This is a genomic window from Paucibacter sediminis (assembly GCF_030254645.1).
Classification (GTDB): domain Bacteria; phylum Pseudomonadota; class Gammaproteobacteria; order Burkholderiales; family Burkholderiaceae_C; genus Paucibacter_B; species Paucibacter_B sediminis.
In genome coordinates, this window is sequence record NZ_CP116346.1 from 2,777,654 (window position 1) to 2,791,722 (window position 14,069).

13 protein-coding genes are annotated in these 14,069 nt (G+C 65.9%); 11 read left to right on the top strand and 2 right to left on the bottom strand.

Annotated features, from left to right (window positions below):
- The 8 genes from PFX98_RS12880 (at position 1) to PFX98_RS12915 (ending at position 8,304) form a co-directional block, all read left to right on the top strand.
- The gene (locus PFX98_RS12880) at positions 1 to 663 is read left to right on the top strand and encodes a hypothetical protein (RefSeq protein ID WP_285230906.1); all 663 of its coding nucleotides are present in this window, start codon (positions 1 to 3) and stop codon (positions 661 to 663) included.
- A gap of 86 nt (positions 664 to 749) precedes the next feature.
- Positions 750 to 4,262 carry a pilus assembly protein gene (locus tag PFX98_RS12885; RefSeq protein WP_285230907.1) on the top strand — a complete coding sequence of 1,171 codons (3,513 nt, stop codon included), beginning with the start codon at positions 750 to 752 and terminating at the stop codon, positions 4,260 to 4,262.
- A gap of 110 nt (positions 4,263 to 4,372) precedes the next feature.
- Entirely contained in the window at positions 4,373 to 5,209 is an 837-nt protein-coding gene (locus PFX98_RS12890; RefSeq protein WP_285230908.1) for an ABC transporter ATP-binding protein, read from the top strand.
- Positions 5,206 to 5,994, top strand: a complete 789-nt coding sequence (gene mlaE / locus PFX98_RS12895; protein WP_425334599.1) for a lipid asymmetry maintenance ABC transporter permease subunit MlaE — start codon at positions 5,206 to 5,208, stop codon at positions 5,992 to 5,994. The genes PFX98_RS12890 and mlaE overlap by 4 nt, the downstream gene beginning before the upstream one ends.
- Before the next feature lie 30 nt (positions 5,995 to 6,024).
- Positions 6,025 to 6,504, top strand: coding sequence for an outer membrane lipid asymmetry maintenance protein MlaD (gene mlaD / locus PFX98_RS12900; protein ID WP_285230909.1), 480 nt, complete (start codon positions 6,025 to 6,027; stop codon positions 6,502 to 6,504).
- Positions 6,501 to 7,277, top strand: a complete 777-nt coding sequence (locus tag PFX98_RS12905) for an MlaA family lipoprotein (RefSeq protein ID WP_285230910.1) — start codon at positions 6,501 to 6,503, stop codon at positions 7,275 to 7,277. Before mlaD ends, PFX98_RS12905 begins: the two co-directional genes overlap by 4 nt.
- Positions 7,278 to 7,341: 64 nt before the next feature.
- Positions 7,342 to 7,980, top strand: a complete 639-nt coding sequence (locus PFX98_RS12910; protein WP_285230911.1) for an MlaC/ttg2D family ABC transporter substrate-binding protein — start codon at positions 7,342 to 7,344, stop codon at positions 7,978 to 7,980.
- Between the two features lie 3 nt (positions 7,981 to 7,983).
- Positions 7,984 to 8,304: an STAS domain-containing protein gene (locus PFX98_RS12915; protein ID WP_285230912.1), complete on the top strand. Its 321-nt coding sequence runs from the start codon at positions 7,984 to 7,986 to the stop codon at positions 8,302 to 8,304.
- A 45-nt stretch (positions 8,305 to 8,349) separates the two neighbouring features.
- Here the strand turns inward: PFX98_RS12915 and PFX98_RS12920 are convergent, their stop codons facing one another.
- Both PFX98_RS12920 and zwf read right to left on the bottom strand, forming a co-directional pair.
- Positions 8,350 to 9,210 (bottom strand): MurR/RpiR family transcriptional regulator, encoded by an 861-nt coding sequence (locus tag PFX98_RS12920; RefSeq protein WP_285230913.1) that lies wholly within the window; start codon positions 9,208 to 9,210, stop codon positions 8,350 to 8,352.
- A 2-nt stretch (positions 9,211 to 9,212) separates the two neighbouring features.
- Entirely contained in the window at positions 9,213 to 10,658 is a 1,446-nt protein-coding gene (gene zwf, locus PFX98_RS12925) for a glucose-6-phosphate dehydrogenase (protein WP_285230914.1), read from the bottom strand.
- A 224-nt stretch (positions 10,659 to 10,882) separates the two neighbouring features.
- Here zwf and tal point away from each other — a divergent pair, with 224 nt between their 5' ends.
- The 3 genes from tal to PFX98_RS12940 are packed head-to-tail and all read left to right on the top strand — an operon-like array spanning position 10,883 to position 14,066.
- Positions 10,883 to 11,833 carry a transaldolase gene (gene tal, locus PFX98_RS12930; protein WP_285230915.1) on the top strand — a complete coding sequence of 317 codons (951 nt, stop codon included), beginning with the start codon at positions 10,883 to 10,885 and terminating at the stop codon, positions 11,831 to 11,833.
- Positions 11,833 to 13,455: a glucose-6-phosphate isomerase gene (gene pgi, locus PFX98_RS12935; protein WP_285230916.1), complete on the top strand. Its 1,623-nt coding sequence runs from the start codon at positions 11,833 to 11,835 to the stop codon at positions 13,453 to 13,455. Before tal ends, pgi begins: the two co-directional genes overlap by 1 nt.
- A complete protein-coding gene (locus PFX98_RS12940) occupies positions 13,452 to 14,066 on the top strand; it encodes an HAD family hydrolase (RefSeq protein WP_285230917.1) in 615 nt (204 codons plus the stop codon). Before pgi ends, PFX98_RS12940 begins: the two co-directional genes overlap by 4 nt.
- Positions 14,067 to 14,069 lie beyond the last annotated feature (3 nt).

Here is a 14,069-nt window from a genome sequence, read left to right on the forward strand (position 1 = left end):
ATGAATCTTTGCAGGAAGGAAAGCCGGCAACGGGGTGTGACGCTGGTGTTTGCCCTGCTGGCCCTGGTAGCGCTGACACTGGGCTCGGTGGCACTGATCCGTGCTGTCGACACTGGCGTGCTTGCGCTGGGCAATCTGGCCTTCAAGCAGTCCGGCTTGATGGCTGGCGGACGCGCCGCAGAGCAGGCCCTGACCTGGCTGGCCGGCGAAGTCAATGGCAGCAATCTCTACAAAGACATCGGTGGAGATACGGGCTATTACGCCACCAGCATCGACACGCTCGATGCCACGGGTGCCACGGTAGGGACCGCCAACGTGCAAGCGCAGGTGGACTGGGACTCGAATGGGTGCAAGGTCTACGGCGTCCCGGTCGGGGTGGTGTGTATCCAGCCCTCCAGGGTGATTGAGGTGGGCGCAGACAAGGTCCGCTACGTCATCACCCGCATGTGCAGCGCGGAAGGGCCGATCGTGATGGGCGACGGCCAATGTGCCCGCCCGCCGATCCCGGATGTGGTCGCCGGCAACAGCAAGGGGCTGAGCAACCAGGCTTATGAGCCCGACGTGCCGACCGACGAAGCACCTGCCACGATGTATCGGGTCATCACGCGCACCCTGGGGCCCAAGGGTACGGTGACTTTCACCGAAACCATGGCGCACTTCTAAGCCTTACAGCAAGCAACGGAGGCCTCACGATGGCGCACCCTAGTCACCCTAATCAGTCGCGTCTGCGTGCGGGCCTCGTGCTTGGCATGACCGTGCTGTACTGTGCCCGACTGGCCGCGGCCACCACGGACATCTCGCAGAATCCCTTGATCACGGCATCGGGCACGCCGGTCAAGCCGAACGTGTTGTTCATCCTGGATGACTCTGGCTCGATGAGCGACGACTCCTTGCCCGAGGCTGCGACGGCCTATAGCCAGAACCAGTACGGCTACCAGTCGTCGCAGTGCAATGGCCTGGCCTACAACCCGGCGACGACCTACAGCTTGCGCCTGACTTCTACAGGCGCACCGGTCGCGAACGCAAGCACGGCCTTTCTGAGCACCAAGCCGGACGCCGGCACGGTGGCCTCCAGTGCACGCTATCTGGCCGCGGCCAGCCAGCCCGTGGTCAGTTCCGGCGCCTTGAGCTTTCTGGTGAATGGCAACAACCTGAAGACCAGCAACTACAGCGTTGGCAGCGTGGTCACCATTTACAGCTCCACCGACACCTCCAAATTCATGGTTGGCTCGGTGACCTCCTGGGGCGGCATCAATGCCGCGAAGACGCAGGCCACGATGAGCGTGAACGTCGCGTTGTCGACCGCCACGAGCAGTCTGCCTTCCGCCATCGTGGGAGTCGGCGTGCCCTCCATGTACATCTACTACGCCTACAAGGGCGCGCAGCCTCCGCTGGGCTACACCTACGACGCTGCCGGTACGCCGATCAAGACCACGCCGTACTACAAGGAATGCGCTTCCGGCCTGGGTGGGGTGGATGGCTTTGGGGCCTTCACGCCTACCTTGGTGAGCTCGCTCGCTGCCGACAAACAGCAGAACTACGCCAACTGGTATACCTACTACCGGACCCGCATACAGATGATGAAGACGGTGGTGAGCCAGGCCTTCAAGGATATCGACGACAACTTCCGGGTGGGCTACACCAAGATTTCCTACCAGTCCGCCAAGCCGGCGGCGAATGCCTTCTTGCCGGTGAAGGACTTCGATGCCACGCACAAGAAGGACTTCTACGACTACCTGGACGGGGCCAGCACCGGTGGCAGCACGCCTCTGCGCGGCGCGGTCTCCAATGCCGGGCGTTATTTCGCGCACAAGGCCTCGGGTCAGACCGACGATCCGATTCAATATTCCTGCCAGCGCAACTTTGCCATTCTGGCCACCGATGGTGGCTGGAACACCGGCAGCGAGTCCACCAGTGCGCCGCTCTATGGGCCTTATGACCTGTTTGACAAGGAGGTCGGCCAGCAGGATGGCAGCGCCAGTCTGCCAAAGGAAATGCGCGACGCATCGGACGGCGCCACCAACCTGGGCTCCTCGAACTCGCTGGCCGATGTGGCCATGTATTTCTACAGCACCGATCTGCGCGACAAGAACAACCTGAACAATTGCTCAGGTGCCCTGCCGGGCGTGGATGTTTGTGAAAACAACGTGCCCGTGGCGGGCAAGGATGCCGCCAACTGGCAACACCTGACCCTGTTTACGCTTAGCCTGGGCCAGAACGGCACGCTGACATACGACCCCAATTACGAAAACCAGATCACCGGTGACTTTGCGGCGCTCAAGAATGGCGGCAAGCGCTGGCCGACCCCGGTGGCGGCCACGACGGCAACGAGCGCTGCGCATGTGGACGATCTCTGGCACGCGGCGGTGAATGCGCGCGGCGTGTACTTCAATGCCGCGGACCCGGCACAGGTGGGTCTGGGCATCACCACGGCGCTCAAGAAGATCGAGGCGGTCAGTGCCTCGGGTGCCGCTGCCGCCACCAGCACATTGCGTCCGGTGGCGGGCAACAACCAGGTTTTCATCGCGCAATTCACCTCCGAACTCTGGATCGGTGACTTGCGCGCCTATCGGCTTGATCCCGGGACTGGGGATCCGTTGATCGTCGATGCCGCGAACAAGGACCTGGCGGAATGGAGCGCGGCGACCATGCTGAAGAATCGGGTCGGCAGCCGCAACATCTACATCAACCGATCCGGCAGCTTGCAGCCGCTTGACTTCGCGACCATGACGGCCGCTGAGCAGGCTGACTTCAGTGGCAAGTGCAACCTGCTTTCCCAGTGCGCAGGCCTGAGTGCGGCCGACAAGACGGCGGCCGACAACGGCGCCAATATGGTGAATTTCCTGCGTGGCGGCGACGTCTCCGTCTACCGCGTGCGTGAAGCGAAGCTGGGCGACATCGTTGGGTCCGGGCCGCTCTTTGTCGGCGGGCCGGCGGCCTCCTTCATCGACCCGGGCTATGACGCTTACAAGAAGGCTCAGGCGGATCGCGCGCCGGTGGTGTACGCCGGCGCCAACGACGGCATGATGCACGCGTTCAATGCCAAGACCGGCGAAGAGCTCTGGGCCTTTGTGCCGACCGCCGTGCGCAGCAATCTGTACCGCCTGGCAGACACCGCCTATCACTCCAATCACCGATTCTTCGTCGACGCCCCGGCAGTGGCGGCCGATGTTTTCGACGGCTCTTGGAAAACCCTGCTGATTTTCGGGCTGGGCGCTGGCGGCAAGAGCTATGTGGCGATGGATGTGACGAAACCGACCGAACCCAAGTTGCTATGGGAGTTCACGGATCCCAATCTGGGCTACACCTTTGCACGCCCGACCCTGGCCAAGCGGACCAATGGATCGTGGGTGGCGGTGCTGCCATCGGGCTACAACAATGCCGACGGTGTCGGGCGCATGTTTGTCATCAACGACATCTCCAGCGGCAAGAACGTGACCACCATTGCCACCACGGCGGGCACGCCCAGCAGCCCCAGTGGCCTTGGCCCGATCCGGGCTTGGGTGGACCAGCCCAATGACTACACGGCGGCGCGCTACTACGCGGGCGATCTGCTGGGCAATGTCTGGCGCTTCGATATCGATGGCTTGCTGGAGCCCAAGAACGGCGCACTCCTGCTCGCCAAGCTGGCCGACGCGGACGGCAACCCTCAGCCGATCACCACCGCTCCCGAAGTTGGCGTGATCGACCAGAAGGGCTTTCTGACGGCCGCGGTGTTTGTAGGAACCGGCCGCCTGCTGGGCCTGAGCGACGTGACGGACAAGGCACAGCAGAGCATTTACGGCTTCAAGGAGAGCCTGGCGGGAACCGGCCTTGGCAACCTGCGCAACACGCCTATCGTCAAGCAGGACCTGATCACGGACGGTTCCTTGCGCAAGGCGAGTGCCAAGCCAGTGGACTGGAGCCTGTCGACCGGGTGGTTTGTGGACCTGCCAGATGCCGGCGAGCGCATCAACGTCAATATGCAACTGAGTGGAAGCACTCTGCTCGCCGGTTCCAACGTGCCGCAGAGCGTGGCCTCGTGCAATACCGGCAATGGCTACTCTTGGCTTTACTACCTGAACATCGCCAACGGTTCGAACATCGCAGGTTCTGTTGGCATCAAGATGCCGGATTCGATGATCGTGGGCTTCTCGCGCACCTCGCGGGGTGTGCTGGTCCAGCGCTCCAATCAGCGCTTGGAGAACAAAAAGGTGCCGTCCAATATGAAGTTCCTGCAGAAGGCCAACAAGACGACGTGGCGTGAACTCACTCCGCGCTGACCAAGGCTGAGCGCACGACGGCCGCCGTAAGGCGGCCGTTCCACATCAACTTGGTGTTTCCCCTATGATGTGCCCTTTTGCATGCGGGGCAGGCCCGCGCCCAGAGGCTCATGCCCCCTTTCCCCTCCCAGACGCCAGGCCCGGAAGAACCGCTGATCGAGTTGCGCGACGTCAGCTTTGGCTATGACGCCAGCCGGCTGATCCTCTCCAATCTGTCGCTCAAGTTCCCGCGCGGCAAGGTCACGGCCATCCTGGGCGGCTCGGGCTGTGGCAAGACGACGCTGATGCGCTTGATCGGCGGCGTGCATGCCGCCAACAGCGGCAGCGCGCTGTTTGACGGCGAACTCATCAATGTGCGCGACAAGGCGCAGCTGTTTCGCTTGCGCCGGCGGCTGGGCATGTTGTTCCAGTTCGGCGCCCTGTTCACCGACCTGTCGGTGTTCGAGAACGTCGCGTTCCCCTTGCGCGAGCACACGCGCCTGGCCGAGCCCATGATCCGCGATCTGGTGCTGATGAAGCTCAACGCGGTGGGCCTGCGCGGCGCCGCCGGCCTGAAGATCTCGGAGGTATCCGGCGGCATGGCGCGGCGCGTGGCGCTGGCGCGCGCGATCGTGCTCGATCCCGATCTCATCATGTATGACGAGCCCTTCGCCGGGCTGGACCTGATCAGCATGGGCGTGACCGCCAAGCTGATTCGCACCCTCAACGACGTGACCGGCTGCACCTCGCTGGTGGTCAGCCACGACGTGCCGGAGTGCATGGCCATCAGCGACTACGTGGTGCTGCTGGCCACCGGCGGGCGCATCGTCGCGCATGGCACGCCGGCCGAGTTGATGGCCTCCACCGACCCGGAGACGCGCCAGTTCGTGCGCGGCGAGCCCGATGGCCCGGTGAAGTTCCACTACCCGGCGCCGGACATCGCCGTCGATTTCGGGAGCGCCGCATGATGGCTGTGAACTGGCTGGCCCGGCTCGGTGCCATCGCGCTGGAGCAGTTCCGCGGCTGGGGCCACGCGGCCTTCTTCCTGGCCGAGTTGCTGGCCTCCCTGCCCGCCGCGTTGCGGCGCCTGTGGCTGGTGGTGGCGCAGGTGCATGCGATCGGCAACCGCTCGCTCGTCATCATCATGGCCTCCGGCCTGGCCGTGGGCTTCGTGCTGGCGCTGCAGATGTATTACGCGCTGGTGACCTATGGTGCGGCCGAGAGCCTGGGCCTGATCGTCAACCTGGCCCTGGTGCGCGAGCTGGGGCCGGTGGTGACGGGGCTGCTGTTTGCCGGCCGCGCAGGCACCTCGCTGACCGCGGAGATCGGCCTGATGAAGGCGGGCGAGCAGCTCGCCGCCATGGAGCTGATGGCCATCGACACCAAGGAGCGCGTGCTGGCGCCGCGCCTGATCGGCGGCATCCTGTCCATGCCCATACTCGCCATCCTGTTTTCGGCCATTGGCATCCTGGGCGCCTATGTGGTGGCGGTGCTGCTGATCGGTGTGGACGCAGGCAACTTCTGGTCCATCATGCAGACGCAGGTGGATGTCTGGCGTGACGTGGGCAATGGGCTGGTGAAGGCCACCGTGTTCGGGGCGATCTGCACCTATGTGGCGCTCTACCAGGGGCATGAAACCGAGGCCACCCCCGAGGGGGTTGCTTATGCCACCACACGCACGGTGGTGATCTCCTCGCTCTGGATCCTGGGCATGGACTTCATCCTCACCGCATTGATGTTTTCGACGCCGTGAGCACGGCGTCGCGCAAGGGAGTATTTGGGAATGGGTAAAAAAGGTATCGAGACCATGGTCGGTCTGTTTGTGCTGCTGGGCATGCTGGGGCTGGTGTTCCTGGCCCTGAAGGCGGCCAACCTGGGCAGCGTGAGTGGTGGTGACACCTATATGGTGCAGGCCCGTTTCGACAATATCGGTGGCCTGAAGGTGCGCGCGCCGGTGCGCTCGGCGGGCGTGACAGTGGGGCGCGTGACCGCCATCGAGCTCGACGCCAAGACCTATCTGGGCGTGGTGCGCATGGAGGTGCAGCGCGCCTACCAGTTCCCCAAGGATTCGTCGGCCAAGATCCTGACCGCCGGCCTGCTGGGCGACCAGTACGTGGGCCTGGAGCCCGGTGCCGACGAGAAGGTGCTGGCGGCCGGCGACGTCATCAAGCAGACCCAGTCCGCCGTGGTGCTGGAGAACCTGATCGGCCAGTTCCTCTACAACAAGGCCGCCGACAGCGGCACGGCCGGAGCCAAGCCATGAGCGCTGCGGCATTGGGCTCGGGCGGCGCCTGGCGCCGCGTGCTGGGCATGGCCCTGCTGCTGCTCGCGGTGAGCCTGTCGGGCTGCGCCACGCTGCGCGGCAAGGGGCCGCAGGGGCAACGCCTGGACCCCTGGGAGAGCTGGAACCGCAAGGTCTTCAGCTTCAACGAGAGCCTGGACGCCCATGTGCTCAAGCCGGTGGCCACCGCCTACAGCGAGCTGGTGCCTGCGCCGGCGCGCCTGGCTGTGGACAACTTCTTCGGCAATATCTCCGACGCCTGGTCGGCGGTGAACCTGATGCTGCAGGGGCGGTTCAAGGCCGGCGTGCAGCAGACCATGCGCGTGGCGGTCAATTCGACCCTGGGCATCGGGGGCCTGATCGACATCGCCGGCGAGACCGGCCTCGAGCGCAATACCGAAGACCTGGGCAAGACCTTCGGGCGCTGGGGTTTTGGCACCGGTGCCTACATCGTCTGGCCCCTGCTTGGACCTTCCTCGGTGCGTGACTCGCTGGCCTTCCCGCTGGACAAGGTGGCCTCGCCGGCCTATCTGTTCCAGGAGGGCCGCAGCAAGGTCGCCATCTACAGCATCCAGACCATCAATGCACGTTCGAACTTCCTGCGTGCCGGCGAGATGCTGGACGGCATTGCGCTCGACAAATACACCTTCATCCGCGACGCCTACCTGCAGCGCCGCGGCAGCTTCGAGGACGACGATGCCTACGAGGTGCTGGCGCCCGAGCCGGCGCCGGTGAATCCGCAGGCCGACAAGTGAACCAAACAGGCCGCCGCTGCGTTGAGCAGGGCGTCGCCTGCTGAACCGCAAAGGGAACCGAGAAATGACCATCACGAAACGACTGCTGCTGCGTGCCCTGTTGAGCCTGGGCATGGCCGTGCCGCTGCTGGCGCAGGCCGTCGACAACAGCGCGCCCGATCTGCTGATCCGCCAGCTCTCGCTGGAGACCATCGAGACCGTCAAGGCCGACAAGGCCATCCAGGGCGGCGATGTGCAGAAGGTGATCACCCTGGTGGACACCAAGGTGATGCCGCATGTGAACTTCCAGCGCATGACCGCATCGGCGGTGGGGCGCTTCTGGCGCCAGGCCACGCCCGACCAGCAGAAACGCCTGCAGGACGAGTTCAAGACCCTGCTGGTGCGTACCTATGCCGGCGCGCTGACGCAGGTGAAGGATCAATCGGTGGCACTCAAGCCGCTGCGCGCCGGCGCGGACGATGCCGAGGTGGTGGTGCGCACCGAGATCCGCGGCAAGGGCGATCCGATCCAGCTGGACTACCGCCTGGAGAAGACGCCCAAGGGCTGGCAGATCTATGACGTGAATGTGCTGGGCATCTGGCTGGCCGACCAGTACCGCAACAGCTTCGCGCAGGAGATCGGCGCCAACGGCATCGACGGGCTGATCAAGGCCCTGGCCGATCGCAACGCCAAGGCGGCGTCGCCTGCGCCTGCCAAGACCTGAGCCATGCCGGACACCATGCTGAAACTGCCGGCGCGCGTGCGCCTGCAAGAGCTGCCCGATGTCTGGCGTGAACTGGAGACGGCGCTGCGCGCCGAACAGGCGCAGGTGCGCCAGGGGGCGGGCAGCGCGGTGCGCCTGAACCTGGCCGGCCTGCACGATTTCGACTCGGCGGTGCTGACTCTTTTGTTGAGCGCCATGCGCCAGCTGCAACAGCAGGGGCTGAGCCTGGAGCTGAGCGAAGCGCCGACCAAGCTGCGCGAGCTGGCGCGCGTCTACGGCGTGGCCAGCCTGCTGTGGGCCGATGAGGCCCCGGCCGCTGCCTGAGGGACGCTACACGGCGTCGTTACGCGATGCAGTTATGCGGTGTAGTTACGCGGCATAGCGCTTGCTGCGCAGATTGCGCTTGATCTCCTGCAGCATGGGGCGCAGGTTCTGGCCCAGGCGCAGCGCCACGCCGGTGGTGAGGATGTCCACCGCGATCAGGTGCAGCAGGCGCGAAACCATGGGGCTGTAGCGGTCGTAGTCCTCGGGGTGGTCCACCGCCAGCAAGACCTGACCCGGCGCCTGCCCGATCTGCGCCAGCGGTGAGCCGCTGGCCGTGATGATGATGGTGGTGGCGCCCTTCTTGCGCGCGATCTCGGCCGCGTCCAGCAGATCGCGGCTGCGCCCCGAGTTGCTGATCACCACGGCGCAATCGCCCGGCCCCAGCATGGTGGCGCTCATCAGCTGCACATGGCCGTCACTGCAGGCGATGGTGTGCACGCCCAGGCGGAAGAATTTGTGCTGGGCGTCCTGGGCCACGATGCCCGAGTTGCCGACGCCATAGAACTCAATGCGCTTGCCATGGCGGCCGGCCTCGGAAAGCGCCGCGATGGCGCGCTCGAAGGCATGGCTGGCGGCGTCGTTGCGGTAGTGCAGCAGGGCGGCGACGGCGTTGTCCACCACCTTGACGATCAGATCACCGGGTTTGTCGTCCTCGTCCACCGCGCGATGCACAAAGGGCACGCCCTCGTTGACGCTGCCGGCCAGCTTGAGCTTGAAGTCCGCCAGGCCGTCATAGCCGACGCTGCGGCAGAAGCGCACCACGGTGGGCTTGCTGACATGCGAGCGATCCGCCAGTTCGCTGACCGGCAGATTCGCAAAGGCGCGCGGATCGCTCAGCAGCAGCTTGGCCACGCGCTGCTCGGCGGGGGGGAGGGCGGGCAGGGCCGCCTTGACACGTTCCAGCATGCTCATTGCTCTTCGGCCCAGGCAAAGCCGTCGCGTGCCACCAGGGCGCTGGCGGCGGGTGGCCCCCAGCTGCCGGCGCCATAGGTGCGCAGGCTGGCCGGGTCCTGCTTCCAGGCATCCAGGATGGGCTCGACCCAGCGCCAGGCCTGCTCCTGCTCGTCGCTGCGCACGAACAGGTTCAGGCGGCCGGCGATGGCATCGAGCAGCAGGCGTTCGTAGGCGCCGACGCGGTTCGCGGCGAAGGCCTTGTCGAAATCCAGGTCCAGCGAGACCGGCGAAAGCGCCTCGCCATGCGCACCGCCCTTGGCCGCCAGCAACTGCAGCTCCAGCCCGTCTTCGGGTTGCAGCTTGATCACCAGGCGGTTGGCACGATTCGAGCCCGGGAAGATGGGATGCGGCACCGGACGGAAGTTGACGACGATCTGCGCGTCGCGCGCCGCCAGGCGTTTGCCGGTGCGCAGGTAAAAGGGCACGCCGGCCCAGCGCCAGTTCTGCACCTCGGTGCGCAGGGCCACAAAGGTCTCGCAGGCGCTGTCGGCCGAGATCTTGCCCTCGTCCAGATAGCCCACCACGGCCTTGCCGTCCACCGTGCCGGCGCGGTACTGGCCGCGCACCACGTCGCGCGCCACCGTCTCGGGCGTGAAGGGCTTGAGCGAGCGCAGCACCTTGAGCTTCTCGTCGCGGATCGCGTCGGCGTCGGCCGTGGAGGGGGGCTCCATGGCGATCATGGTGAGCAGCTGCAGCGCATGGTTCTGGATCATGTCGCGCAGCGCGCCGGTGCCATCGTAGAAGGGGCCGCGCGTGCCCACGCCCAGCGACTCGGCCAGCGTGATCTGGATATTGGCAATGCTCTCGCGGTGCCAGAGCGGTTCGAACAAGGCATTGCCGAAGCGCAGCGCCATCAGGTTCTGCACCGAGGGCTTGCCGAGGTAATGGTCGATGCGGAAGGCCTGGCTTTCGGCGAACACCGAGCGCACCACGCGGTTGATCTGCTGAGCACTGGCGAGGTCATGCCCCAGCGGTTTTTCCAGCACCACGCGCACGCGCGGCTCGTTGAGGCCGGCGGCGCCGAGCTGCTCGCAGATCTGCGTGAACAGATGCGGGCTGGTGGCCAGGTACATCACCACGGTGTCGGCCTGGCGTTCGGCCAGCCAGTCCTTCAGGTGCTGGTAATGCGCGGGCTGCGAGAGATCCATGCGCCGGTAGTGCACCAGGGCGGCGAACTTCTCGAACTCCTCGTCACTGGGGCGCTTGGGCCCCTCGACCTCGCGGAAGCGCTCCTTCAGCCATTCGCGGTAACGCGCGTCGGGCATCTCGTCGCGCGCCACCGCCAGGATGCGGCCGCCCTCGGGCAGCTTGCCATGACGGAAGGCCTGGAACAGCGCCGGCATCAGCTTGCGCCAGGTGAGGTCGCCGGTACCGCCAAAGAAAACGAGATCGAAGGACATGCGCGTGCTGCCTGTGTTGCTGCCCTGGGCTTTTGCCCGGCGGACTTGATGTAACAAAGTTTCTGGATTTATGATGCACGAGTTTCTTGTTCAGGTCAATCCGGTGCGGCCTGCAAGGCAATGCTCCCATGAGCGGAGGGGTTGGCACCGATGGCGGCCGCTGTAACCTCGCTCCCAGCGAGAGCGGTTCTAATACGGGCCTGGACAAACCAAGGGCTTTCCCCATGACGAATCAGCTGGAACAACTCAAGCGCTTTACGACGGTGGTGGCCGACACCGGCAACTTCCTGCAGCTGGCGCAGTTCACGCCGCGCGACGCGACCACCAATCCCTCGCTCATCCTCAAGGCCGTGCTCTCGCCCGACTACGCGCCTCTGCTGAAAGACACCGTGGCGGCACATCGCGGCGAGCCGCTGGACGCCATCGTGGACCAGGTGTTGGTGCGCTTCGGCCTCGAGATCCTGAAGGTGGTGCCGGGCCGCGTGTCGACCGAGGTCGATGCCCGCCTGAGCTTCGACACCGCGGCCACGATTGCGCGTGCGCATCGCCTCATCAAGCTCTACGAGGCCGCCGGCATCGGCCGCGAGCGGGTGCTCATCAAGATCGCCTCCACCTGGGAGGGCATCCAGGCGGCGCGCGCGCTGGAGCGGGAAGGCATCCATTGCAACCTGACCCTGCTGTTCGCCTTCTGCCAGGCGGTGGCCTGCGGTGAGGCCGGCGTGCAGCTGATCTCGCCCTTTGTCGGCCGCATCTACGACTGGTACAAGAAGAGCGCCGGCAGCGCCTGGGACGAGGCCGCCAAGGCCGGGGCGAACGATCCCGGCGTGCAATCTGTGGCGCAGATCTTTGCCTATTACAAGAAGCATGGTGTCGCCACCGAGGTGATGGGCGCCAGCTTCCGCAATATCGGCCAGATCCAGGCGCTGGCGGGTTGCGATCTGCTCACCATCAGCCCCGACCTGCTGGCCCAGTTGCAGGCCAGCGAGGCGCCGCTGACGCGCGCGCTCAACGCCGATGCCGCGCGCAGTGCCGAGCTGCCCAAAGTCTCCTACGACGAAGCGGGATTCCGCTACGCCCTCAACCAGGATGCCATGGCCACCGAGAAGCTGGCCGAGGGCATCCGCCTGTTTGCCATCGATGCCGGCAAGCTGGATCAGCTCATAGAAAGCCTCTGATGTCCTATCCGCGTTGTGACCAGAGCCCGGCCTGGGCGGCTCTGCAAGACCACTACCGGCGCAGCGGCGCGCAATTCGATCTGCGCGCGGCCTTTGCCGCTGAGCCGGAGCGGTTTGCGCAGTGGTCCCTGCAGGCGCCCGAGGTGTTTGCCGACCTGTCCAAGAACCGCATCGAGGCGGCCACCCTGGACCTGCTCGTGCAACTGGCCGAGGGCTGCCAGCTGGGCGCACAACGCGAGGCGATGTTCAAGGGCGAGCCCATCAACCACACCGAGGGGCGTGCCGTGCTGCACACGGCGCTGCGCGCGCCCGCCGGCGCGGCACCCTTCAGCGACGAGGTGCAGGCCTCGCTGGCGCGCATGCTGGCCTTTGCGGAAAGCGTGCGCGCCGCGGACAGCGGCATCCGCGACGTGGTGCACATCGGCATCGGCGGCAGCGACCTCGGCCCCGCCATGGTGGTGCAGGCCCTGCAGGCCTTTGCCAAGCCTGGCCTGCGCCTGCACTTCGTTTCCAATGTGGACGGGCATGACCTGGCCCCGGTGCTGCGCGAGCTGGATCCTGCGCGCACCCTGTTCGTGATCGCCTCCAAGACCTTCACGACCCAGGAGACGCTGGCGAATGCGCTGGCGGCCAAGGCCTGGTTCCTGGCCGCCGGCGGCAGCGATGTCGGCCGCCATTTCGTGGCCACCAGCAGCAATACCGCGGCGGCGGCCGAGTTCGGCATCCACACCACCTTCGGGTTCTGGGACTGGGTGGGCGGGCGCTACTCGCTGTGGTCGGTGATCGGTCTGCCGATTGCGATCGCCATCGGCGCCGAGCATTTCCGCGCCCTGCTGGCCGGCGCCTGGGCCATGGATGAGCATTTCCGTGCCGCGCCGCTGCGCCAGAACCTGCCGGCGCTGCTGGGCCTGCTCGACATCTGGTATCGCAACTTCCATGGTTTCACGAGCCGCAGCGTGGCGCCTTATCACCAGGGCCTGAAGCGCCTGCCCGCCTATCTGCAGCAGCTCGAGATGGAGAGCAACGGCAAGGGCGTGGACCGCGAGGGTCAGGCCTTGCCCTATGGCACCAGCCCGGTGGTCTGGGGCGAGGCCGGCACCAATGGCCAGCATGCCTACTTCCAGATGCTGCACCAGGGCACGGACGTCATCCCGGTCGAGTTCATCGCGGTGAAGACGCCCACGCATGGCCCGCAGGTGACGGGCGAGCTGGCCGAGCGTCTGGCCGACCAGCATGTCAAGCTGCTGGCCAACTGCCTGGCGCAGTCGCAGGCGCTGATGCAGGGCAAGTCGGTCGAGGAGGCGCTGCACGAGCGCGCGCCCACGGCGTCCAAGTCACTCGGCGTGCTGACGGTGGCGCGCCATCGCAGCTTCCCGGGCAACCGGCCCAGCACCACCTTGCTGCTGGAGACACTCAACCCGCGTTCGCTGGGTGCGCTGATCGCGCTCTACGAGCACCGCGTGTTCGTGAGCGGCGCGCTGTGGGGCATCAACAGCTTCGACCAATGGGGCGTCGAGTTGGGCAAGGCCCTGTGCAGCAGCCTGTTGCCGCGCCTGGGCAGCGGTGATGTGGCGGGCCTGGATGCCTCGACCGCGGGGCTGCTGCAGAAGTTGCGCGCATGAACATCGTGTTCGACTTTGGCGGTGTGGTGTTCCGCTGGCACCCGCCCAGCTTCCTGGCGCGCGTCTGGCCGCATCGCGTGCCCGACCTGGCCGCTGCCGAGGCCACTGCAGCGGCCTTCTTCGAGAACTACGGCGGCGACTGGGGCGCCTTCGATCAGGGGCTGATCGATGCGCCGACGGTGGTGCGGCGCATTGCGGCGCGCACCGGCTGGCCCGAGGCCGAGGTGGCCGCGGTGGTGGCGGCGGTGCCCGATGAATTGCAGGCCTTGCCCGGCACGGTGGCGCTGATCCAGGAACTCAAGGCCGCCGGTCATCGGCTTTTCTATCTCTCCAACATGCCCGAGCCCTATGCCGAGCACCTGGAACGCGCGCATCCGCTGAGGCAGTGGTTCGAGGGCGGCGTGTTCTCGGGGCGGGTGAAGCATTCCAAGCCGCGCGAGGAAATCTACCGCATCGCCGAGCAACGCTTCGGCGTGGCGCCGCAGAGCCTGCTGTTCCTGGACGATCACCCCGCCAACATCACGGCCGCGAAGGCGCGCGGCTGGCAGGCGCTGTTGTTCAGCAATGCCGAGGCGCTGCGACCGGAGCTGCGCGCGCTGAAGCTGCTCTAGCCC